Source organism: Mesorhizobium sp. B2-3-7, assembly GCF_006442695.1.
Lineage (GTDB): Bacteria > Pseudomonadota > Alphaproteobacteria > Rhizobiales > Rhizobiaceae > Mesorhizobium.
The window spans coordinates 15,354-38,354 of sequence record NZ_VFVV01000002.1 but is presented as its reverse complement, the minus strand read 5'-3'; the positions used below and the strand labels follow the sequence as shown (position 1 = coordinate 38,354).

The 23,001-nt window shown below is 62.1% G+C and carries 21 protein-coding genes; 9 read left to right on the top strand and 12 right to left on the bottom strand.

Annotation, left to right across the window (positions count from 1 at the left end; translation table 11 throughout):
* Positions 1–135 precede the first annotated feature (135 nt).
* Positions 136–2,247, top strand: a complete 2,112-nt coding sequence (locus tag FJ940_RS04070) for a catalase (protein WP_140655435.1) — start codon at positions 136–138, stop codon at positions 2,245–2,247.
* Positions 2,248–2,316: 69 nt separating this feature from the next.
* Here FJ940_RS04070 and FJ940_RS04065 read toward each other — a convergent pair whose 3' ends face one another.
* From FJ940_RS04065 to FJ940_RS04050, 4 genes are all read right to left on the bottom strand, one after another.
* Positions 2,317–2,805: a hypothetical protein gene (locus FJ940_RS04065; protein ID WP_140497376.1), complete on the bottom strand. Its 489-nt coding sequence runs from the start codon at positions 2,803–2,805 to the stop codon at positions 2,317–2,319.
* Between the two features lie 85 nt (positions 2,806–2,890).
* On the bottom strand, positions 2,891–4,186 hold the full coding sequence (locus tag FJ940_RS04060) for an Nramp family divalent metal transporter (RefSeq protein ID WP_140650311.1): 1,296 nt from the start codon (positions 4,184–4,186) through the stop codon (positions 2,891–2,893).
* A gap of 37 nt (positions 4,187–4,223) precedes the next feature.
* Positions 4,224–4,427: a hypothetical protein gene (locus FJ940_RS28370; RefSeq protein WP_181167659.1), complete on the bottom strand. Its 204-nt coding sequence runs from the start codon at positions 4,425–4,427 to the stop codon at positions 4,224–4,226.
* Positions 4,428–4,592: 165 nt separating this feature from the next.
* Positions 4,593–4,904 carry a hypothetical protein gene (locus FJ940_RS04050; protein ID WP_140555686.1) on the bottom strand — a complete coding sequence of 104 codons (312 nt, stop codon included), beginning with the start codon at positions 4,902–4,904 and terminating at the stop codon, positions 4,593–4,595.
* A gap of 353 nt (positions 4,905–5,257) precedes the next feature.
* On the opposite strand from FJ940_RS04050, the gene coxB reads away from it, so the two are divergent.
* The 5 genes from coxB (at position 5,258) to FJ940_RS04025 (ending at position 10,604) form a co-directional block, all read left to right on the top strand.
* Positions 5,258–6,247: a cytochrome c oxidase subunit II gene (coxB, locus tag FJ940_RS04045; protein ID WP_348640483.1), complete on the top strand. Its 990-nt coding sequence runs from the start codon at positions 5,258–5,260 to the stop codon at positions 6,245–6,247.
* Positions 6,244–8,187, top strand: coding sequence for a cytochrome c oxidase subunit I (ctaD, locus tag FJ940_RS04040; protein WP_140555688.1), 1,944 nt, complete (start codon positions 6,244–6,246; stop codon positions 8,185–8,187). The genes coxB and ctaD overlap by 4 nt, the downstream gene beginning before the upstream one ends.
* Positions 8,184–8,786 carry a cytochrome c oxidase subunit 3 gene (locus tag FJ940_RS04035; RefSeq protein WP_140623818.1) on the top strand — a complete coding sequence of 201 codons (603 nt, stop codon included), beginning with the start codon at positions 8,184–8,186 and terminating at the stop codon, positions 8,784–8,786. The genes ctaD and FJ940_RS04035 overlap by 4 nt, the downstream gene beginning before the upstream one ends.
* Before the next feature lies 1 nt (position 8,787).
* Positions 8,788–9,129, top strand: a complete 342-nt coding sequence (locus FJ940_RS04030; protein WP_140525144.1) for a hypothetical protein — start codon at positions 8,788–8,790, stop codon at positions 9,127–9,129.
* Positions 9,130–9,233: 104 nt separating this feature from the next.
* The gene (locus tag FJ940_RS04025; RefSeq protein WP_140655432.1) at positions 9,234–10,604 is read left to right on the top strand and encodes a cytochrome c; all 1,371 of its coding nucleotides are present in this window, start codon (positions 9,234–9,236) and stop codon (positions 10,602–10,604) included.
* A 58-nt stretch (positions 10,605–10,662) separates the two neighbouring features.
* Here the strand turns inward: FJ940_RS04025 and FJ940_RS04020 are convergent, their stop codons facing one another.
* Entirely contained in the window at positions 10,663–11,601 is a 939-nt protein-coding gene (locus tag FJ940_RS04020) for a LysR family transcriptional regulator (RefSeq protein WP_140655431.1), read from the bottom strand.
* A gap of 125 nt (positions 11,602–11,726) precedes the next feature.
* Here FJ940_RS04020 and FJ940_RS04015 point away from each other — a divergent pair, with 125 nt between their 5' ends.
* The 3 genes from FJ940_RS04015 to FJ940_RS04005 all read left to right on the top strand — a co-directional run bounded on the left by FJ940_RS04015 (position 11,727) and on the right by FJ940_RS04005 (position 14,020).
* Positions 11,727–11,939 carry a 4-oxalocrotonate tautomerase family protein gene (locus FJ940_RS04015; RefSeq protein ID WP_140497359.1) on the top strand — a complete coding sequence of 71 codons (213 nt, stop codon included), beginning with the start codon at positions 11,727–11,729 and terminating at the stop codon, positions 11,937–11,939.
* A gap of 33 nt (positions 11,940–11,972) precedes the next feature.
* Positions 11,973–12,713 (top strand): SDR family oxidoreductase, encoded by a 741-nt coding sequence (locus FJ940_RS04010; RefSeq protein ID WP_140655428.1) that lies wholly within the window; start codon positions 11,973–11,975, stop codon positions 12,711–12,713.
* A gap of 395 nt (positions 12,714–13,108) precedes the next feature.
* Positions 13,109–14,020 (top strand): alpha/beta hydrolase, encoded by a 912-nt coding sequence (locus FJ940_RS04005; protein WP_140655425.1) that lies wholly within the window; start codon positions 13,109–13,111, stop codon positions 14,018–14,020.
* A gap of 223 nt (positions 14,021–14,243) precedes the next feature.
* Here the strand turns inward: FJ940_RS04005 and FJ940_RS04000 are convergent, their stop codons facing one another.
* The 7 genes from FJ940_RS04000 to FJ940_RS03970 all read right to left on the bottom strand — a co-directional run bounded on the left by FJ940_RS04000 (position 14,244) and on the right by FJ940_RS03970 (position 22,798).
* The gene (locus FJ940_RS04000; RefSeq protein WP_140655422.1) at positions 14,244–15,770 is read right to left on the bottom strand and encodes a M81 family metallopeptidase; all 1,527 of its coding nucleotides are present in this window, start codon (positions 15,768–15,770) and stop codon (positions 14,244–14,246) included.
* Positions 15,771–15,779: 9 nt separating this feature from the next.
* On the bottom strand, positions 15,780–16,730 hold the full coding sequence (locus FJ940_RS03995) for an ATP-binding cassette domain-containing protein (RefSeq protein WP_140655419.1): 951 nt from the start codon (positions 16,728–16,730) through the stop codon (positions 15,780–15,782).
* Entirely contained in the window at positions 16,727–17,644 is a 918-nt protein-coding gene (locus FJ940_RS03990) for an ABC transporter ATP-binding protein (protein WP_140497349.1), read from the bottom strand. Before FJ940_RS03990 ends, FJ940_RS03995 begins: the two co-directional genes overlap by 4 nt.
* Complete coding sequence (locus FJ940_RS03985) at positions 17,641–18,462, bottom strand: ABC transporter permease (protein ID WP_140497347.1); 822 nt, start codon at positions 18,460–18,462, stop codon at positions 17,641–17,643. Before FJ940_RS03985 ends, FJ940_RS03990 begins: the two co-directional genes overlap by 4 nt.
* Positions 18,463–18,465: 3 nt before the next feature.
* Positions 18,466–19,401, bottom strand: coding sequence for an ABC transporter permease (locus tag FJ940_RS03980; RefSeq protein WP_140497345.1), 936 nt, complete (start codon positions 19,399–19,401; stop codon positions 18,466–18,468).
* 111 nt (positions 19,402–19,512) lie between these two features.
* Positions 19,513–21,105 carry an ABC transporter substrate-binding protein gene (locus tag FJ940_RS03975; protein WP_140515182.1) on the bottom strand — a complete coding sequence of 531 codons (1,593 nt, stop codon included), beginning with the start codon at positions 21,103–21,105 and terminating at the stop codon, positions 19,513–19,515.
* Positions 21,106–21,172: 67 nt separating this feature from the next.
* Positions 21,173–22,798 carry an amidohydrolase gene (locus FJ940_RS03970; protein WP_140655416.1) on the bottom strand — a complete coding sequence of 542 codons (1,626 nt, stop codon included), beginning with the start codon at positions 22,796–22,798 and terminating at the stop codon, positions 21,173–21,175.
* Positions 22,799–23,001: the final 203 nt, after the last annotated feature.

The following is a 23,001-nucleotide window of genomic DNA, read 5'->3' as shown; positions in this document are numbered from 1 at the left end:
TGCGCGCCGTCCACCAGCGTGTTCGCGCTGGCTTAGGATAGGCGCGACGCGCCGTTGTGCGGGAACAAAGCCATGCACCGGCAGTTCGGCGCCTTGAGCCAAGTCAGCCCACGAGCGTCAATCGAGGAAAAAATCATGGCCAAATCCGCACACCGTTCAGTTCCCAAATCGGCGCGTATGCACGATCAGAATGCCGCGCGCGGAAATGGCGGCGAATTGCACCAGATCGCGGAAGCCGACACGCCTGTTCTCACGACTGCCCTGGGAACGCCTGTCTCCGACGACCAGAACACATTGCGGATTGGCGAGCGCGGACCGTCTCTGATCGAGGACTCCCACTTTCGCGACAAGATCTTCCACTTCGATCACGAACGCATCCCGGAAAGGGTGGTGCATGCCCGCGGTTACGGCGCTCATGGCTATTTCGAGACCTACGAATCGCTGGCCAAATACACGCGTGCCGACATTTTCCAGCGTACCGGCGAAAAGACGCCTGCCTTCGTGCGGTTCTCGACCGTTGCCGGCAACAAGGGCTCGTTCGACCTCGCCCGAGACGTGCGCGGCTTTGCCGTCAAGCTCTATACCAAAGAAGGCAATTGGGACCTCGTCGGCAACAATATTCCCGTGTTCTTCATCCAGGACGCCATCAAATTTCCGGACCTCATCCATGCTGCCAAGCAGGAGCCAGACCGGGCTTTCCCGCAGGCCCAGACCGCACATGACAATTTCTGGGATTTCATCAGCCTGATGCCGGAATCGATGCACATGGTCATGTGGATCATGTCGGATCGAGCGATACCGCGCTCCTTCCGTTTCATGCAAGGCTTTGGCGTCCACACGTTCCGCCTCGTCAATGCCAACGACGAATCCACATTCGTCAAATTCATCTGGAAGCCGAAACTCGGCATGCAGTCGGTGATCTGGAACGAAGCGGTCAAGATCAATGGCGCCGATCCCGACTTCCACCGCCGCGACCTGTGGGAAGCGATCCAGTCAGGAAACTTCCCGGAATGGGAGCTGGCGGTGCAATTGTTCGACCAGGATTTTGCCGACAGCTTCGACTTCGACATCTTGGACGCCACGAAGATCATCCCTGAAGAGATCATCGAGCCAATCCCGGTCGGGCGGCTGGTGCTCGACCGCATGCCGGAGAATTTCTTCGCCGAGACCGAGCAGGTTGCATTCATGACCCAGAACGTGCCGCCCGGGATCGACTTCTCCAACGACCCGCTTCTGCAGGGCCGCAACTTCTCCTATCTCGACACCCAGTTGAAGCGGCTGGGCAGCCCGAACTTCACCCATATTCCAATCAACGCTCCGAAATGCCCCTTCGCACATTTTCAGCAGGACGGGCACATGGCCATGCACAACCCGGTCGGCCGCGCCAACTATGAGCCGAATTCGTGGGGCTCGGGTCCCCGCGAGGATCCGCAACGCGGCTTCCGCTCTTTCGCCGACGCCGAAGAGGGGCAGAAGGTGCGTCTGCGGGCGGAGAGCTTCGCCGACCACTACAGCCAGGCGCGGCAATTCTTCAACAGCCAGACAGCGCCGGAGCAACGCCATATCGCCATGGCGCTGACATTCGAATTGAGCAAGGTGCAGGCACCGGCGATCCGCGAACGCATGGTGGCGCATCTGCTGAACATAGATGAAACGCTGGCGACTCAAGTCGCCGACAAGCTTGGCATTCGAAACATGCCCGACCCCGCCGAGGCCGCCGTCCCGCCGCGCGACGACCTGCCGCCGTCTCCGGCTCTCAGCATTATCGAGAACGGCCCCGACAGTTTCAAAGGCCGCAAGGTCGGCGTCTTGCTGAGCGACGGGGCCGACACGGCCCTTTTCGAACAACTTCGCTCGGCCATCGAAACGGAAGGCGCGGTCATGGAGGTGATAGCGCCCAAGGTGGGCGGCGTCGAGGCCGCAGACGGCACCCACATCGAAGCCAGACACATGATCGACGGCGGTCCGTCGGTCCTGTTCGACGCCGTGGTACTGCTCCTGTCCGAGCCGGGCGCCGAGTTGTTGGTCAAGGAGGCAGCCGCGAAGGACTTCGTGTCGGATGCCTTTGCGCATTGCAAATTCATCGGCTTCACACCGGGAGCCGCGCCTCTCCTGGCCAAGGCAGGCATCGCAGCCGATGCCGATGAGGGATTGATGCGGCTGGACTCCGCAGCCTCCGCCAACACATTCGTGCAGGCTTGCCGCAAGCTGCGGCTGTGGGCCCGGGAAGCGGCCGTCAAGCTGTGACGCTATCGACCGGCACGGATTCCCGTCCGTGAGCGGCGGTTCGGCCAGCGGGATTCCAGTCGGTGCGGGCTAGGGGCGGTCTTGCTCCTTGGCCTCCCGCTGTTTTCTCAGCACTTCGTCGGTTCCGACCAGCTTCTTGGCTCCGCCTGGAATGGAGGTGGACACCACCGCTGGCGGGTCGCTGGCGGGAAAGGAATCTTCCAGACCGGCCTGCAGCTGATCCTCCAGCGTTTGCGGCTCTTCCGAGCGGCCGGGGGTTCTGCGGTCCTCTATCTTTTCCAGCGGTTGCTTCTTATCCGGCGATTCGTTCGCGTTCCTGATCCAGGCATAAAGCTGTTCGATCGCGAATTCCTTGATTGCCTCGAAATCGGCTCGATCGTCCTTGGTCGCCTCGATCTGATCGACCATGGCTTTCTCGAACCGGGCAAGGCTATCACCCCCGCAGGCCCGGGAAAGACGCAACAATGCCTCATGCAGCATCATCGGGGCGAAACGAGCCGAAGCCTCGAGTCTCAGTTGCTCTAAATGCTCTTGAGTGGCGGCTTGGAGCTTTGACATGGACAGCCCTTTCTCTCACACGCATTTCAACGAGAGTTGACCGTGGATGTTCCACTGCGCCTGAACGTCCTTCCGCGCCGGCGAACTACATGAACCAGGTCGCCACCAGTCCCGCGGACGCCGCAAAGACCGCTATGGTCGTCACGCCGCCCAGAATGTTGGTGGCCCTGCTGTTGACCTTGTCGCCCATGATCTTGCGATTGTTGGTCATGATGAGCATGAGAAGCAGCAGAGGTGGCGTCGAAAAACCCTGCACGATGCCGGACCAGACCAAGGCTTTCATCGGGTTGAAGCCAAAGAAATTGAGACCCACCGCCACCAGGGTGATCACTCCCGTCGCGATGTAGAATTTGGGCGCATGCCGGGGCTTGGCGTTCAAGCCATTCTTCCACCCCATGGCCTGCGCGAAATCGAAAGCGGCGCCGGCAGTCATGACCGGCACCGCCAGGAAGCCGACGCCGATCACCCCGGCCGCAAAGAGAATTCCTGCCGCGTCGCCCGCAAGCGGCCGCAGCGCTTCGGCCGCCTGCGCTGCCGTTTCGATCTGGGTATGCCCCGCCTCGTACAGCGTCGATCCGGTCGAAAGGATGATGAAATACATGATCAGGTTGGAAAAGATCATGCCGATCAGGATATCGCGCCGGGACCGGCGGAGTTCACCCTCGGTGGCTCCCTTGCGCTCTTCGAGGCTCGTCCTGCCCTTGGCGATCTCCTCCTCCACCTCCTGATTGGACTGCCAGGTGTAGAGATAGGCGGACAGCGTCGTGCCGATGATGGCGACGATGATGGACAGATATTCGCGGCTGAACTCGATTTTCGGCAGCAAGGTGCCGCGCAGCACCGAGACCACATCCGGCTTGGCGAGCACAGCGGAGACCACATAGGCGAGCAGGGCCAGTGCCAACCATCGGAATATGTTGCGGATTAGCTTGTAGGATCCGAACATCTGCAAGGCAAAAATAATCATCGCGACACCGATGACGACCGAGTTTGAAGGCAGCGGAACGAACAGCACGACAGCCGCCGACATCGCGCCAAGGTCGGCGGCTGCCTCGATCGTGTTGCCGATCAGCACGCCCACCAGCACGGACCACAGCAGCCAACGCGGATAGAAATCGGAAATGACCTTGAAAAGACCACGGCCCGACACCTGGCCAAGTTTGGACGAGAGATAGACGACGATGTACATCATCGGGAGAGTGACAGGAGCCGTCCACAAAAGGTCGGGCCCGAACCGGGCTCCGGCACTCGCATAGGTGCCAATGGCCGAGCAATCGTCGTCAGCCGCCCCAGTGATCAGTCCGAGCCCGAGAGCGCGTGTGATGCCGCCGTCTTTTCGCTTTCCCTCGCTTCGGCCGGCATCGTCAGCTGCTCCACTCATGGGAGATGCGTGTCCAACGAGGCCACACGGGAAAAAATCATGTCGATTGTTCCGACCAAGTGCCGATGCCGAGATTGAGGTTCGAACCTCCGGTCAAGCTTTTTGTTCCTGTGGAAGCCAACCGCCAATGAAACGCAGCGCCCGCCTTGGCCGTTGATGCGGCTGGAGCCGCATCGCCTTGAAGATCGACATGGATATGCCTGGGGCCGACGGTCGAAAAGAGTGCGGTGAGGCTCTTCACCCGCACCTTCCCCTAGCCGGCCTGATCTATGGCGGGGCGGCGCTGCTCATGGCGACCCTCTGGATCCGGGAAAGCGGAAGGCGGCAGGCCCGACACGACCTGCGTGCCGTCTGACACCGAAGAATCGAAACAAAAAGCCAACCGCGGGGCGATCCACAGCCGCTGTCAGGCGGAACCTCGTCCCGGTAATTGCGTCTCTTCGCTGACCTGCTTCCGCAGCTCCTCACGCGCGCGTTCCACCTGGCCCTCGCCCGCGGATTGCGAGGCGCTGCGCCCCGACCGATCCAGCCTGTCCAACTCGTGCTCGACCGTTTGGCGAGAGCCCTCCGCCGGATCCTCTTCCGGATGGCTGTCCGCAGCCTGTTCCTGCCGCGTCTCTTCCCTGCCTCGGCGGTCGTTGCGCGTCGCGTCCTGGCTGTGATCGTCCTTGCCTGCGACGCTTCGATTTCCGCCGGCCGTTTTGTCTGTGTTGCTCATGGCTAGTTCCTAAGCTTTCGCGGCGTGGAACCGTCCGATGCGCGTCCCGCGCCTTTGCCTGGAGAAACGGACATATCCGCCATTTGGTTGCGCTCCCGGCGCGCAAGCATCGGCCCGGCGCCAATCGCATGGCGGAGAAAAGCCGGCCATCGTTGCCAGGCATCCTTTTACAGCGATTCGCGTTATCGCCTTGGCATCCATGGGGATTTCACATGGCAAGATGCACGGGCCCGTCCATCCGCCTGCGGCAACGGCGGCAATGGCCCATTGCGTCCGCCTTTGCACGTCCAGCTCGAAGCACGTCCGGCAGCCGTCTTCCAGGCGTCCTGAAATGGCTCGGCCTCGCGTCTACAGTGGTCTCGGCACCGGTCCTGAGCGGGTGCAGCGGCTGGCAATCCGCACTCCACGCACATGGTGCGAATGCCCGTGCGATTCTCGATCTCATCTGGTCTTTTGGCGCGGTGGCGACCATCACCTGGCTGCTCGTCATGCTGGCCCTGGCAATGGCGCTCTTCCATCAGCGCCGGGCACAAGCAGGACCCCCGCCGCTGGTCATCGACAGCCATCAGGAGCACAGGTTTAGCCGCGCGGTCGGAAGCGCCGTCGCGGCGACCGTGCTGGTTCTCGCCGCGCTGACGATAACGAGCTTCTTCGCCGGCAAATCCATTGCCTCGCTGGGCGGAAAGGAGACGCTCACCATCCGCATCACAGGGCATCAATGGTGGTGGGAAATACGCTATCCCAACGATGATCGGTCGCGCATGATTGTCACGGCGAACGAGATCCATCTTCCCGTCGGCGAACGGGTAAAGGTGGAACTCGATTCGACCGATGTCATTCACAGCTTCTGGGTGCCAAGCCTCGCCGGTAAAAGGGACCTCATTCCGGGCCGGCCGAGCGAGATCACCCTCATTGCCGACAGGCCTGGTATCTATCGCGGCCAGTGCGCCGAGTTCTGCGGCTACCAGCATGCTCACATGGCCGTCACCATCATCGCGGAAAGCCGCGAAGCGTTCGAGGCATGGCGGTCCAGACAAGACGCCGCCGCCATCGCGCCTGCCAGCGAGGAGGAACGCCGCGGCCAGCGGGCTTTTCTTTCCACCGGTTGCGCGCTCTGCCACACGATAAGGGGGACGCCGGCCAAGGGAGCGGTCGGGCCCGACCTTACCCATCTCGCACACCGGCGTGCATTGGCCGCCGACACGCTGGCCATGACACCCGGCGCGCTCGCCGCGTGGATCGCCGATCCGCAATCCATAAAACCCGGCGCGAAGATGCCGCGCATTGCTCTCAGCGCCGACGATCTTCGTGCGGTCGTCGCCTATCTTGGAAGTCTTGAATGAGTGGCGTTGCCAGGAAGACGGCTAGGCGAAAACAGGAAGCGGCCCTGAAAGGCATCCGCGACACCGGGCTCGACGAGGCAAGACTGCACGACTATCTGGCGCATGCCTGGCGGACGCCGAACGGCCTCTATGGTTGGCTGGTCACGGTCGACCACAAGCTGATCGCCCGGCGCTATATGGTGACGGCCTTCCTGTTCCTCGCCCTTGCAGGCCTGTCGGCACTTGCCATGCGGTTCCAGCTTGCCACGCCGGAGGCACGCCATATCGGCCCCGATCTCTACAACCAGCTCTTCACCATGCATGGCACGACGATGATGTTCCTGTTCGCCGTACCGGTCATGGAAGCGTTCGCCATCTACCTGGTGCCGCTGATGATCGGCACCCGAAACGTCGCCTTCCCGCGGCTCAACGCCTTCAGCTACTGGGTCTATCTCTCCGGTGGGTTGATGATCTGGATCGCCTTCGCTTTCGACACCGGCGCGGATGCCGGCTGGTTTTCCTACGTGCCGCTCGCCGGACCTGAATATGGGATCGGCAAGCGCCCCGATTTCTGGGCGCAGATGGTGACCTACACCGAAGTGTCCGCACTCGCGGTCGCCGTCGAGATCATCGCGACTGTGTTCAAGCAGCGCGCCCCTGGCATGTCGCTCGATCGCATCCCGCTCTATGTCTGGTCAGTCCTCGTCATGGCTTTCATCATATTGTTCGCCATGCCCGCGGTGATGGTGTCGAGCACCATGCTGATCCTCGACCGGCTGGTCGGCACCAGGTTCTTCGACCCGGCGGCGGGGGGCGACGCACTGCTCTGGCAGCACCTGTTCTGGTTCTTCGGCCACCCGGAGGTCTATATCATCTTCATTCCCGCGACCGGCTTCGTCTCGGCTATCCTGCCGAGCTTCGTGCGCCGTCCGGTCTTTGGCTATCTCGGGATCGTGCTGTCGCTGGTTGCGATCGGCTTCCTATCCTTTGGACTATGGGTGCACCATATGTTCGCCACGGGCCTGCCGCAGCTCGGCGAAAGCTTCTTCACCGCCTCCTCGATGATGATCGCCATTCCGAGCGGCATCCAGATCTTCTGCTGGATCGCGACGATCTGGGGCGGCCGGCCGATTTTTGCCACGCCGCTGCTTTTCGTGCTCGGCTTCATCTTCACCTTCGTGATCGGCGGGCTGACCGGGGTCATGGTCGCCTCGGTGCCGCTCGACCTGCAGGTGCACGATACCTATTTCGTCGTCGCACATTTCCACTATGTGCTGGTCGGAGGCGCCGTCTTCCCCCTGCTCGGCGCCGTCTACTACTGGTTTCCCAAGATCACCGGCCGCATGCTGTCCGAGAGGCTCGGCCGCTGGAATTTCTGGCTTGTCTTCATCGGCTTCAATCTCACCTTCTTCCCGATGCACATCCTTGGCTTGCAAGGCATGCCGCGGCGCGTCTACACCTATCCGCCGGCGAGCGGCTGGGGCGGCACGAACCTGTTCATCAGCATCTCGTCGCTGGTGGTGTTCGCCGGCTTCGCGCTTCTCGTCCTGAACATGCTGCTCAGCCTTCGCAACGGTCGCCTCGCGGGAGACAATCCCTGGGGGGCGAGCACACTGGAATGGGCAACGACGTCACCGCCGGCTTCCTACGATTTTTCGCGCCTGCCAGTGGTGACCCATCGCGAGCCGCTCTGGGCCGAACCCGACATACTCCCGGTGGTCGAGGGCCTGCGCGTCGATGCGCGCGAAGTGCTTGCCGGCACGGTCGCCGATGCGGTGCCGCAACTGCGCGTGCCATCGGCCGACAATTCGATCTGGCCGCTGCTCTCGGCCATCGCCGTGGGTGGCGCGTTTCTGGGCTCGATTTACACGCCATGGGCGGTGGTCTGGGGCGCGATACCGGTCTCGATCGGCTTTATCTGCTGGTTCTGGCCGAAAGGCGAGCCGGAGGACGAAGAATGAGACACTGGCCAACCGTCGACGTCAGCCACCTGCCCACCTATGATTTTGGATCGGCAAGCCCGATCTGGTGGGGAACGGTGGCCTTCATCACCCTTGAAGCAACCGGTTTTGCCCTGGCGATCGGCACCTATTTCTACCTGGCTGTGCAGGCGCGGCATTGGCCGATCGGAGCGCCGGCACCCGACCTCCTGCCGGGCACGGCAATATTGATCATTCTGCTTGCCAGCGCCGTCCCCAACCGTCTGATCGATCTTTGGGCGCGGCGGCAGGACCTTGTGAAGGTGCGCATCGGCATCGTCGTCATGTCGATCGCCGGAATTCTTCCCCTGATCGTGCGCATCTGGGAATTTCCCGCGCTCCGGATCTCCTGGGACCAGAACGCCTACGGGTCGATCGTCTGGTTCCTGCTCGGCCTGCACACGACACACCTCCTCACCGATGTCGGGGACACGATCGTGCTCGCCGTTCTCATGTTCACCAAGAAAGGCAACACCGGACGCCACTTCAGCGACGTGTCGGACAATGCCTTCTACTGGGGCTTCGTGGTCGTCTCATGGGTCGTGCTCTATCTCGTAATCTACTGGGTTCCGAGGATGTAACATGCAGGCGATCCGCACGGGCGTTTCCTGGGCAGGCATGGCCACCGGACCAACGGCGTGGGCGATATCGCTGCAGCTCGACTATTCAATCGCATATTGGCAATGCGACGCCGGGTTTCAGCCCACTGTTCTGTTCTCGCTGACAGGCGCCGCCGTCGCGGCGCTGGGCGTCCTGTTGTCATGGCGCGCCGTTCATGATCCAGGGCACGGCACGAGCCCGCCCCTGAAGGCGCGCACGCGCGCGTTTCTGGCCAGGACTTCGGTAGGCATCGGGGCCCTGTTCACGCTCGTCATGCTGGCGCAAATGGCGGCCGGATTGATCTTCAGCGGATGCGAACTGTGACTGTGCAGCGGAGCCGACGAGCGGTCATCCGCCATTGGCAGTGTTTGCGTTGGCCTGCTGCAAGCGTTCCGTTCCTCGCCGTTCTCCTACGAATCGCGGCCGTCATGGCGTCGCTGGCGCCTGGCACGCCGCTGCGGGCGAACGAGATCCAGAAAGGCGAATATCTTGCCCGAGCCGCCGATTGCGTCGGCTGCCACACGTCCAATCCGAGCCGGCCTTTCGCCGGAGGCTATCGGGTGCCGACGCCGTTCGGCGATGTCTATTCCACCAACATCACACCGGACCTCGACACAGGCATCGGGCGCTATTCCGCCGACGAATTCGTGCGAGCCGTGCAGAAAGGCGTCAGACGCGACGGGGCCGATCTCTATCCCGCCATGCCATATGACAGCTTCGTCGGGATGAACCGCGAGGATGTGCTCGCGATCCGAGCCTACCTGCTCACGACCGCGCCGATTTCTCAGCCGCCGCCGCCAAACATACTGCCCTTTCCATTTAACCAGCGCTGGACGCTCTGGTTGTGGAAACTTGCCAACCTCCACGCCGGCGGCTTCGGACCAAATCCAAGCCGAACCGGCGCATGGAACAGGGGCGCCTACCTGGTGGAGGTGCTTGGCCACTGCGGCGCCTGCCACACTCCAAGGAATACGACGTTCGGCATGGATGAAGATCGCAAGCTTGCCAGCGGCAGCGCCGGCATCTGGCAGGCGTTCAACATCAGCGGCGACAAGATCGCGGGCATAGGCGGCTGGAGCGATGAGGAGCTGTTTCGGTTTCTCAAGACCGGCGCCGTACCTGGAAAGGCATATGCGGGCGGTCCGATGGCGGAAACGGTCATGAACAGTCTGCAATATCTTTCGGACGATGACATTCATGCCGTCGTCGCCTATCTCAGGACCGTGCCCGCCCAATCGGGAGACGAGAAGCGGCCGCGCTTCGCGTGGACCAATCCGCCCGCAGCCGCCCGCGATGCCGGGACGAAGACCAGCGTGGAGGGCAGCGGGGTCGCGGTGGGCGACGATCTCTACCGGTCGCTCTGCTCGGGATGTCATGGCCTGAACGGAGGCGGATCGGCGGATGGCACCTATCCATCACTGACCAACAACAGCACTCTCGGCGTAACCTCGCCTGAGAATGTCGTCATGACCATCCTTGAAGGCGTCAAGGCAGGCGGCGTCGCGGGCCGCAAATCGATGGCGGCCTTTGACGGCTGGCTGGACGACGGCCAGGTGGCGGCCCTTGCAAACTATGTGACAGCGCGCTTCGGAAACCCGCAAGTCAGCGTCACGGCAGCCGATGTGCGCCAGATGCGGGCAGGCTCGACGACAGAGCAGACGGTGCTGGTTCTGGCGGCCCAGGGGCTGGTGGGGGGCGGCATCGTATTTGTGCTTGGTCTGGCGCTTCTGCTCGCCAGACGCCTTCGTCTGAGAATGCACCAGAGGCATCTCACATTCGTGTCAAGGGGCAGGCCATGAGACGGTGTGCCGAAGCGTGGCGTACCTGTTCCGCCTTTCCGTGCAACGATGAACTGCCTCAGCTTGATATCTCGACCGAGCCCTTCTGAGAGGAACTCCCGGCAACGCCGCGAGGGGCCCGAAAAACCTCCGCCAGCCAATCAATGAACACCCTGATCCGCGAAGACAGATGGCGGCTCTGGGGATAGAGCACGGATACGGGTATCGGCGGTGGTGGGAAGGCTTCCAGTACCGGAACCAACTGCCCGGTGGCGATCTGATGCTCTACGCGATAACGCGGGACCTGTATCAACCCGAGCCCAGCGACGCCGGAGGCCGTGTAGATTTCGGCGCCCCGGACGACGATGTCGTAGGGTAGTGGAACCTCCCTTGCCGCGCCGTCCTTATAGAATTCCAGCGGGTACGGCTGCCCTGTCGCGGAGGCGGTATAGGCAACCATGCGATGGCCGCCGAGATCATCCGGTGTCGAAGGGACGCCGTGACGTTCAAGATAGGCTGGGCTCGCCAGGGTGAGTTGCTCGAATGCGGTTATGCGGCGACCGATCAGAGACGAGTCGGACAGCTCGCCGGCTCGCACGACGCAATCGACACCTTCAGTGATGAGGTCGACCATCCGGTCGCCTTCGCTGAGGCTGAGTGAGATGCCGGGATAACGCATGATGAACTCGGGCAAGGCAGGCATGACGAAAAACCGCGCGATGGTCCCCTGCATATCCACACGAAGCGGACCCTTGGGTTCGGCATTCCTGAAGACGCTCTCCACCTCATCCAGGTCCGCAAGGAGCCGGATGCAGCGTTCATGGTAGAGTGCGCCATCGAGCGTCGGCCTCACATTTCGAGTTGTCCGTTCGAGGAGCCGAACGCCGAGATCCGCTTCCAGGCGCTGGATCGCATGAGTGGCAGTGGGCCGCGGAACCTGCAGGTCCCGCGAGGCCTGGGCAAAGCTCCCACGCTCGACGATCCTGACGAAGAGCCGCATGACGTCGATACGATCCATGACCATCTCGTAGTCGATTGTTATGGTTTTTGAAATGGTGATGTTGAAATCGGCTTTCTAGTGCTAGTTTTAAAAACGGCTATCTTCACACCATTCAAGTCCTCAGATCGACAGGAGTGAAGATCATGCCTTTCGTCAATTTCAAGGTCCCCGAGGCGGCGCTGAACCGGGCCCAGAAAGAAGAGATCGTCCATCGGGCCACCGCGATGCTCGTGGAATATTTCTCCGAGGCCGCTCGGCCGCATACCATGGTCCTGATCGAGGAGGTCAAGGACGGCGGTTACGCCCGCGCCGACGAGGTCTTCGTGATCCCGCAGGAATATCGAGCGAAGGATTGATGTCGGCAACAACACGGCAAAGGAACAACGACAATGACCACGTCAACGAACAAAGTTGCGATCGTCACGGGAGCGTCTCGTGGCATTGGAGCGGCCATCGCCCGCCGGCTGGCGAGCGACGGCCTCACGGTCGTCATCAACTATGCAGGTAGCACCAAAGCGGCCGCCAAGCTGGTGGACGAGATCGAAAAGGCCGGCGGTCGGGCCACCTCCTTCCAGGCCGATGTCAGCGACCCCCAAGCTGTGAGACGGATGTTCGATTCCGCCGAAGCGGCCCATGGCGGCGTCGACGTGCTGGTGAACAATGCCGGCATCATGAAGCTCGCACCGGTCGCTCAATTTGATGATGCGACTTTCGATCAGACCATCGCGATCAATCTCAAGGGCACGTTCAACGGCCTTCGCGAGGCGGCGAGGCGCCTGCGCGACGGCGGCCGCATCGTGAACTTCTCGACCAGCGTCGTCGGACTCTACCAGCCGACCTATGGCGTTTATGCGGCCACCAAGGCCGCGGTCGAAGCGCTCACCCACATTCTGGCGAAGGAGTTGGGATCCCGCGCCATCACGGTCAACGCGGTTGCGCCGGGGCCGGTGGCCACCGAGCTTTTTCTCGAAGGCAAGGATCAGGCGACGCTCGATCGCATCAAACATATGAACCCGCTCGGCCGTCTGGGCGAGGTCGACGACATCGCGCGCGTCGTCTCCCTGCTGGTCGGACCGGACAGCGGCTGGATCAACGGCCAGATCGTCCGAGCGAATGGCGGGGTCATCTGAGGAACAGGATCATGAAGCAAGTCCGGCTCGGATAGGGGAAGGCTTTCCGTGAACGGGCTGCCTCGGACGGAGGTCGACAAGAGCGGCCGGATGGTCGCATGCCAAGGAACCCGATCGCGCCGTCCTCGTTGGGCAGGGATGCAGACCCACGCGCGCTTCATCATGCCGTCAACCGCGGCTACAAATGCTCGACATCGCCTTTCTGGAGAAAGGCGCGAAGCATGACACAGCGGCTTTGCTGCTGCACGGCTGGCCTGACGACGCTACCACCTGGGTTTCTGTCGCCGAGAGATTGTCCAGGGCCGGAATTCGCACCATCGCACCATGGCTGAGAGTTTCGGTCCGACCCGCTTCCTGTCGGATTCCTGGACAAGTCTCTGGATACGGAGGACGAGATGACTGCGAACTGGACTCTGCCTGAACGCTTCATCTACCGCGGTCATGCGATCGCCTGGGGCACGCTCGGCAAGGGACAGGCTGCGGTCCTCTTGCACGGCTCGCCATTTTCCTCGCTGGTGTGGCGGCGAATTGCACCGTGGCTCGCGCGGCACCGTCGGGTTTTCTATTATGATTTGGTAGGTTTCGGGCAGTCCGACAAGCCGGATACCGACGTTCTGCACGGTCTTCAGAATGGACTTTTCGCGGCGCTGGTAAAGCACTGGGGTATAGAGCGCCCGGACGTCGTCGCGCATGACTTTGGCGGGTCTGCCGCGCTGCGCGCCCATCTCATGGACGGCATCGACTACAGCAGCCTCATGCTGATCGATCCTGTCGCAATCAGCCCGCAGGGATCCGCGCTGGTGCAGGCGGCCAAGACGCACGAAGACGTTTTTGCCGGTCTACCGGCCTATATCCATGAAGCCGTCCTGCGCGCGTATATCGGTGCCGCTGTGAAGCACGGATTGCGCGAAGAAGAGATGCGGCTTTATCTCCAGCCCTGGCTTACCGAGGAGGGTAAGAAGGCGTTCTGGCGCCAGGTGGCGCAGATGGACGACAAATACAGCATGGAGATCGAGGATCGTTACGGCGAAATCCGCTGCTCCGTGACCATTCTTTGGGGCGCCGAGGATGAATTCATCCCGCTGAAAGATGGTGAGGAACTCGCACGGCGCATTCCAAACGCTCCACTCGTTGTCGTACCGGATGCGAAGCATCTTGTTCAGGAGGACGCGCCAGAGGCTATTACCGCAGCCGTTCTCGACTTCTGGCACTGGGACGACTCGCGTCACGATGCAGCACGGACGCCGCCGTTTTCCGAGCCTCGAAGAACGGCCCGGGCAGGCCCGCAGGTCGGAGCGAATAGATGAGCTGAAGCGTATCGCAAACGTGGCGATGTCTTGACGGTCGGTGATCGATAGCACCGCGTCGCCACGCGTGTGCGCGGCATCGTACTGGACGGTATCGAGGGCACGCTGAGGAGGAGGATGGCGAGGTCAAATCCGGTCGACATGCAGGGCCTGCGAAGAGTGCGCTCGCTGTCAGCATTCGCATCCAGGAAGGGGCCGTCTGCACTGGCCCCGCTTTGGTAATTTAGAGTGTGTCGACCAAGGGACGAACGAAGCGCTCGAAATCCTTGTCGAGCGGCCAGAGCGGGCGCGGCGCGTGGATATAGGGGCGCCGCTCTGCCCGCGGCGTTGCCAGCGCGCCCGCATCGCAGACGATGACCTTGCCCGCTATCGGCTCGAATGCCGCCCGGAAATGCTGCATCGACTTCAGGACCAACACGCGGCGAGCCGTTGGTTCTATCCCGAAAGCGCGCAATTGCTGGAGGTCGACCATCTGCTGCGCTTCTGAAACGACCAGGACTTCGATCCCGTCGACATCGATTACGGCGGTGGGCCCGAAACTATGGGTCAGCCCGCCCTGAATCGGTCCGTCGCCGACATAGTTGCCCTCCGAAAGCCTGGTCAGCACACCCCTCACCGTTAGCGGGCCACCGCCGAAGTTGGCGTCGCCCTTGCCGCCAATCGTCACCGTCACGGTTTCGCCTTGCCGGTGACGGTGCAATTCATTTGCCGCTTGAGGATCGATCATCGGCGCGAGTACCGCACCCTTTATTCCCGCATCAAGCAGGCCCTTCAACAGCGCGGTCGAGTCGCCGTAGGAACCGGCGCCGGGATTGTCGGCGTAATCGGCGATAACAAGCGGTTTGTCGCCGCGCCAGGCATGCGCCTCGGCAGCCGCCTCATCGACCTCGATGAAAACATTGCGCTTCTTGGTCCGGCCCTGCCAGATCCTGCCCGCAATTTCCTCTGTCACACGCATGGCGGTTGGCTTGGCGCCGGGATCACGGCTGTCATAGGTTGCGAGCACGGTGGGACCGACGCAGGACACGTCGGCGCCCGTGAAGGCTGCATTGACGGAAACCGCGAGCAAGCCCTCGGCCTCGGCCTCGCGGGCGCGGTCATAAAGGGCCAGCGTCTCGGGAATGTCGGTGCGGCCGGAATTCGCTTCGTCCAGCATCGGCACATGCGCCCTGACGGTCCGGGGCGCGATTTCACCTTTCATTGCGCGATCCAGGATACGGGCGGCATGCGCGCCGATTTCGCGCATGTCCACATGCGGATAGGTCTTGTAGGAAACAAGGATCTGCGCGTCCCGAACCATGTCTTCGGACACCATCGCATGAAGGTCGAGCGTTACCGCAACAGGAATGTCCGCTCCAAGTTCGGCCCGCAGAAGGCCTAGCAGATACCCTTCCCCGTCCGGGCAAAACTCAGGCACCATCGAGCCATGAAGTCCAAGCAGCACTCCGTCGAGGCGGCTCTTGTTCGAACGCGCTGCCTCCAGGACAATACCGGCGATGTGGTCATAGGCGGCTTTCGTCACCCGCCCCCCGGGCACGGCATGTGCCGAAATCGCGTGGATCACGTTCCAGCCCGCCGGTTCCGCCACATCCATGAACCCAGCAAGTTCGGTGTTGGCGTTGCGGCGGGCGCGGATCGCGTCGTCGCCAAGGAGAAGCGTGTCCACCTGAAACTGCGGCAAGTCGGTGCGGAAGCGCGAGAACGTATTGCTCTCGTGCATGAATTCGCAGGTAAGGACATTGAAGGTCATGGGCAATTCCTATTGCGCGAGACGCACGCGATGACCGCGGCCGATCTCGACAAGCTCGCTTGACTCGGGTTCTTCGTCGGGGTCCGGACGGCGCGAAATGTCGGGCGAAAAGCGGGCGGCGTCTGGGACGAAGGCGGCATCCGGCAAGGTGCGTGCCCCGGTCAGGATCGCGTCGGGATCGGGAACCGAACCGATCAGGCGACGCGTGTAGGGATGCGTCGGGCGACTAAAAATCGAATGCCAGTCACCCTCCTCCACCACGCGGCCGAAATACATGACGGCAACCCTGTCGCTGACATGCTCGACCACGCTCAGATCGTGGGAGATCATGATGTAGCTCAAGCCCAGCGTTTCCTGCAGGTCCATCAGCAGGTTGATGATCTGCGCCTGGATAGACACGTCCAATGCCGACACCGGCTCGTCCAGCACCAGGATCTTCGGATCAAGCATCAACGCCCGCGCGATGCCGATCCGCTGGCGCTGCCCACCGGAGAATTCATGCGGATAACGGTCGGCGTGATCGGGCGTCAGGCCGACGCGGGTCAGCATCTCGGCGACGCGGTGGCTGGCCTCGCTTCCCTTGGCAATTCCATGCAGGGAAAGCTGCGAGGACAGCATGCGGCCGATGGTCTGGCGCGGATTCAGCGACGCATACGGGTCCTGAAACACCATCTGAGCGATGCGCGCGCGCTCCTTGCGGGCGGGAGCGCCAGGGCCTGTCAACGGCTTGCCCTGGAACAGGATTCTTCCCGAAGTCGGCTCCTGCAGACCCATCACGGTCAGCGCGGTGGTGGATTTTCCGCAGCCGGATTCACCGACGATGGACAGGCACTCTCCGTCGTTCAGGGTCAGATTCACGCCCTGAACGGCACGAAGCGTCCGCTTTGGCCCCAACAGCGAGCGACGCGGCAGCGGGAAATGGACGTTGAGGTCGCGGATTTCCAGAAGAGGCTGGTTCATGCGGTCGCCTCCAGACCAAGGCCGCGCGGCGTGGTCAGCGTCGGTGCGTCGCGTCCACGCTCCTCGCTGCCCACGACCTGGTCCAGTTCGGTCAGGCGGGCGCGTCCAACCAGCGTTCGCGACCCCAGGCGAGGGCGTGCCGCGAGCAGGCCTCGGGTATAGGGATGCAGCGGATTTTCGAACAGAGCCTTGGTGTCCTGCTCCTCGACGAGCCGCCCCCGGTCCATGACCCCGACGCGCCGGCACATATTGGCGATCACGCCCAAATCGTGACTGACCAGCAGCACGGCCGTTCCTTCAGCCGTGCAAAGCTCGGCAAGCAATTCCAGGACGCCTGCCTGGACCGTCACATCAAGTGCGGTGGTCGGCTCGTCCGCAATCAGCAGGTCGGGACGGCAGGCCAGTGCAATGGCGACCATGACGCGCTGGCGCATCCCTCCCGACAGTTGATGGGGGTAGGACAGGGCGCGTTCCTCGGGCGCCGGCACACGAACACTTTCCAGTGCCTCGACGGCTTTCCTGCGCGCATCCGACCACCCGAAGCCCCTGTGAACGACGAACATTTCCGCGATCTGACGGCCAATCGCCATCAGCGGATTGAGCGCCGTCATGGGCTCTTGAAACACCATCGCCATACGGTCGCCGCGCAGACGGCGCCTGGCGCGGCTGCCAAGCTTCAACACGTCCTGGCTCCGGAAGAAGATCGAGCCGCCGGTCACCTCCAGCGGGCGTTTAAGCAACCCCATCACCGAAAGGCCGGTGATGCTTTTGCCCGAACCGGATTCGCCGACAAGTCCGTAAGTTTCCCCAGGCAGGATATCGAAAGACACGCCGTGAAGGATTTCGTTCCGCTTGCCGACGCCGATGCGCAAGTCGCGGATGGACAGAACAGGGTCGGGAAGAATGCCGCTCATGCCTGCCTTATCCTCATATGCGGATCCAGCATGTCGCGCAGCCCGTCACCGAGCAGATTGAAGCCAAGGACCGTGGCGAAGATTGCGAGGCCGGGGAACAGCGAGGCCCAGGGGGCGGTGCGGATCAGTTCGCGCGCGTCGGTCAGCATGTTCCCCCAGCTCGGCTGTGGTGGCCGGATGCCGACGCCGAGGAAAGACAGTGCAGCTTCCGCCAGAACCGCGCCGCCGATGCCAAGTGTCGCGATGACCAGCACCGGACCGACGATATTCGGCAGTATCTGCGTGCGCATGATGTTGGCGTCGCTGAAGCCGGCCGCCCTGGCGGCCTGCACGAAGCCCTGATTCTTGAGCGACAAGGTGGAGCTGCGGGCGATGCGGCAGGTCCAGGACCAGTTGGTCAGGCCCAATGCGATCAGGAGACTTGGCAAGCCGGGTCCCAACACCGCCATGATGGCGAGCGCGAAGACCAGGGATGGGATCGCCAGCATGACGTTGGTCAGCCCGTTCACCAGGTCGTCCCACCAGCCTCCGAAATAACCGGCCGAAACCCCAAGCGCCATACCGATGCACGAGTTGATCAACTGCGAAACGAGGCCGACGGTCAGCGACACCCTGGCGCCGTAGAGGATACGGGAAAAGACGTCGCGACCCTGCCCGTCCGTGCCCAAAAGATGGTCCCAGCTCGGCGGCATTTCAGAATTCATCAGGTCGGCGTCGAATATCGGGTTGTACGGGGCAATCCAGCCGGCGCTGACGGCTGCGGCGACCACGAGCAACGCCAGCGCCAGGCCAAGGGCGAAATTGAAACGCAACCGCATGGATCAGGCCACCTTGATGCGCGGGTCGATCATGGCATAGGCGATATCGACCAGCATGTTGATGACAAGGAACCACAACACGATCACGATGACCGTACCCTGAACCACGGGAATGTCGCGTGCCGACACGCTGTCGACCAGAAGCGACCCGATCCCTGGCCAGGAAAACAGTTTCTCGATCACGATCGCCTGCCCCATGAGCGAACCGATCTGAAGGCCAAGCGTGGTCAGGATCAACACCAGCACGTTGCGGGTGACGTGACTGCGCACCAGACGCGGTTCGGTCAACCCTTTGGCTCGCGCCGTTCGCACGAAATCCGCGTTCATCACGTCCAGAACGCCAGCGCGGGTGGTTCGCGCCAGGAGCGCCATCGGCGATACGCCGAGCGCGATGGCAGGCAATATGATGTAGCGGATGCCGCCGGGCTGGTAGCCGAAGCTCGGCAGCAGACCGAGCTGCAGCGCAAAGACGTACATTAGCAGCAAGCCTAGCCAGAATTCGGGAACCGACAGGCCGGAAACCGCCAGCATCATCGTGCCGGTGTCCAACACGCTGCCGGGCTTCAGCGCGGCCAGAAATCCCAGAGGAATACCGACTGCCGCGGCAAAGCCCATCGCCGCCAGCGCCAGTTTGATCGAAGGCCAGAGCCGCGGCTCGATCACGTTCCACACCGGTTCGCGGGTGCGGTAGGAAATTCCAAGGTCGAAATGCGCCAGCCCCCACAGATAGTCCCACAGGCGGACCGGCAGAGGCTTGTCCAGCCCGAACTGCTCGTTCAGATGCGCCATCACATCGGCATTCGTGGCGTTGCGCCCCTCCGACATCAGGCTCGATATGAAGCTGCCGGGGACGACGCTGAATATCACGAAAATGATCAGCACGACCGCCAGCAGGGTCGGGATCATCTGCAGCGTGCGACGAAAGATGAAGCGCGACATCCGCGAATCCTGCCTTTCAACAACTGGGCGCCATGCGGCGGGCGAGGAGTGGGCGCCATGCGGTGGGCGGGGCCGTACAAACCGGTCCCGCCCGCCAGCCATGCCATCGCGCTACTTGCGTGATGCGGGTGCGCTGTCGTCGATCCAGATGTCCTCGTAATCCTGGATAGCCAGTTCCGCGCCGTTCGGCTTCAGCCCGTGGACCCATGGCTGGTAGGCCATGACGGCCTTGTTGTAATTGAAGAACCAGACCGGAGCCTCGTCCTGCAGCAGGTTGTTGGCTTGCCTCAGAAGATCGTTCTGTTTGGCCGGATCGGTTTCGTTGCCTGCCTGCTCGATCAGCTTGTCGAAGTCGGCATTGTTGAACTTGACGTAGTTGCAGGCGGTTTGCGATGTCTTCGAATAGAAGCAGTTCAGATATTTCAGCGGATCCGGGCCCGACGAGTTCGACCAGATAAAGGCATCAAAATTGTCGGACAGGATCTTGTCGGACAGGACCGAGCTTTCCACCGGGTCGGTCGTCACGGTGACGCCCACCTTGGCCAGCATCGGGATGATCGCCTCGACGATCGGCAGGCCCCAGCTTTCGTTCGAGGTCGCGGTGACCGAGAACTTCAGACCGGTCTCGAACCCTGCCTCCTTCAGCAGTTCCTTGGCCTTTTCCGGATCATAGGCATAGGGCTTGGCGTCCTTGTCGAAGGCCGGCGATGAAATCGGCAGCCAGGAGACCGCGGGATAAGCCTTGTTCTTCAAGAGCTTCTCGACAATCAGGTCCTTGTTGATCGCATAATTGATCGCCTGCCGGACGCGCTTGTCCTTGAATGCCTCGACCTTCGGATTGAAGCCGATATTGCGGGTGTAGACTTCGGCCACCTCAAGGATGTGATCCTTCAGCGCCGGATCCTGGCTGTAGGCCTCATACTGCACAGGGCCGAGAACGTTGGTATCGATCTCCGCGTTGCGGAAGGCGACGTCGCGAGCCGAAGCTTCGCCCATCAGCATGATGTCGAGCTTGTCGAGATGCGGCTTGCCCTTCTCATAATAGCCGTCGAACTTCTCCAGTTCGACCTTCGAGCCCGCGACGTAATTGGCGAGCTTGAACGGGCCAAGGCCGTTCGGCTTGGAGGCGAGCTGATCCTCCGGATAGTCCTTGGAGTAGATCGGCGCATAGTTGGACATCAGGTTCCAGCCCGGATCGGCCAGGTTGATGAAGGTGATTTCGATGGTCCTGTCGTCGATCTTCTTCAACCCGGAAATATGATCGGCCTTGCCTGCCTGAAATTCGGCGACGCCGGCGATCTGCAACATCTGCTCGGCGCCCGGCAGGGCCTTCTTGGGATCGGCCAGACGGTTGTAGGACCAGATCACGTCATCGGCGTCGAGCTTGTCGCCATTGTGAAAGGTCGCTTCCCGGAGCTTGTAGGTATAGGTCTTGCCATCCGCCGACTTCTCTACCGTTTCGGCGAGGTCGAGCTCAGGCTTGCCGCTTTCCGGGTTCCATTTGTAGAGGGAGCGGTTGATCGCTTTGGCCACGATCTCGTCTTGCGTATGCGGTGTCGCCGTGATGTCCAGCGATGTGATGGAGTTGCCATAGGGCGCGGTGAACACCAATTTCCCCCCATCCTTCGGTGTGGCGTCCTGCGCCAGCGCGGCGGTCGCCGTTCCAAGCGCAAGCGCCGCGATCAAGCCAAGTCTGTTCAACATCCCTCAATTCCTCCCTGTGGTTCGTTGGTGATTTCCTGTCAGAGACGGGCCCAGCCGGCATTCCGCCTCAACTTCCTTCATGGACGATGCGCCCATCCAGAATTGTCATCTCACAGCGCGTTTCACGCAGGATTGTCTCCGGTGTGGCCGTCAGGAGGTCGTTGGAGAACACGGCGATGTCCGCGAGCATTCCAGGCTCCAGCCGGCCCTTCACCATTTCCGCGCCCTGGGAGTAGGCACCATGTTCGGTATAGGCGCGCAACGCCTGCTCGGGCGTCAGTATCTCGGAAGCGTCCATTACCGTGCCCTTGTGCGTCTTGCGCGTCAGCATGGCGTAGAGGTCCGGGAAGGGATTGGGCGAACAGACCGGCGAGTCGCTGCCGGTGGACGGCTTCATGCCGAGGCGATCCCAGGTTCCGATCGGATAGGAGCGCAACCCGCGCTCCGGCCCGAGAACAGAGACGTAGGCGTCGCCGAAATCATAGATGAAGGCCTGCTGCGGCGCAGGCAGGATGCCTGCCTTCAACATCCGCTGATTGATGGCACCATCGACATAACCGCAATGCTCGATCCGGTGCCGGTGCTTGTGATCCGGCCTGGCGGCGCGCACACGTTCATAAGCCCGCACGAGCTGGTCGATGGCGGCATCGCCAATGCCATGGCAGACCATGGTGTAGCCCATTGCGGTGTAGCGGTCGACCAGTTCGAACAATTGAGCGTCTGGCAGCATCCGGACACCGAAATTGTCAGGCTGGCCAATATATGGCTGGCGCATCCAGGCCGTGCGTCCGCCGGCCGAGCCGTCCGTGAATATCTTCACGCCGCCTATGCGGAACATGTCGCTGCCGACCCCGGTAACGAGACCCGCGGCATGGCAAGGCTCGACGATGGACGAACCGGGGTCGCCCAGAAGTGTTGCCCAGACCCGTACCGGGAGCCGGCCGCTGCGCTCGGCCTCATGATAAGCCTCGATCTCGGCCATACCGTCGATCTGGCCAGTGGCCGCGTCCATGCAGGACGTTATGCCGAACCGTAGGAGGTCACGGCCCCCCGCTTCGATAGCATCGAGTATCTCGGCGAAAGAGGGTGTCGGCTGGACGTCGTAGACGAGGTTCTGGGCGTTCTCAGCCAGCATTCCGGTCAGTTGCCCGGCCTCGCGCCCAATGACGCCACCATCCGGATCGGGCGTGTCGATATCGATTCCCGCCAGCGCCAGCGCCAGCGAATTCACGACAGTGACATGGCCGCAGGCGCGCGTGACCGAAACGGGATGATCCGGCAGGGCGGCGTCCAGCTCCTTCACGGTCGGCATCAGTGCGTCCGGATATCGGGTCTGGTCAAAACCGCGCGCGGTCACCCATGCGCCTTTGGGCGTTTCGGCGGCCCGTGCCTGCAACGCAGCCATCAGCGCGCCGCGGGTCGGCGCGGCATCGGGCGTCGCATCGACCTTGCCACGCAGGAGCCCCGTCGAGATCAGATGCAGGTGCGCATCGTTCAAACCGGGCATTGCGAAGCGCCCGGCCAGATCCACGACCCTCGTGCCCTTTCCGATCAGGGGCTTGATATCGGCGTTGGAGCCACTGGCCACGACTTGGTTGCCCAAGACCGCAATCGCCTCCGCGATCGGATTTCCGTAACCGGTCCAAATCTTGCCGCCATGCAAAACGAGATCGGCTTGGTTCTGCGAATTCATGCTGCCTTTTCTTCTCCCCGGCGTTCACGGACGTCGCCGACATAGATTTGACTTTGAGTGGCATTCCGTTTCGTGTGCGGTCAGATTCTTCTCCCGCGCTCGACGTCACGTTCCCCTGCCACCGGCTCCAGTTGCCAGCTTTTTCGTTTTGCAGACGTTGGGGCGTCGGCGATCACAAGGCCAATTCGGTTTTCGCAATCAAG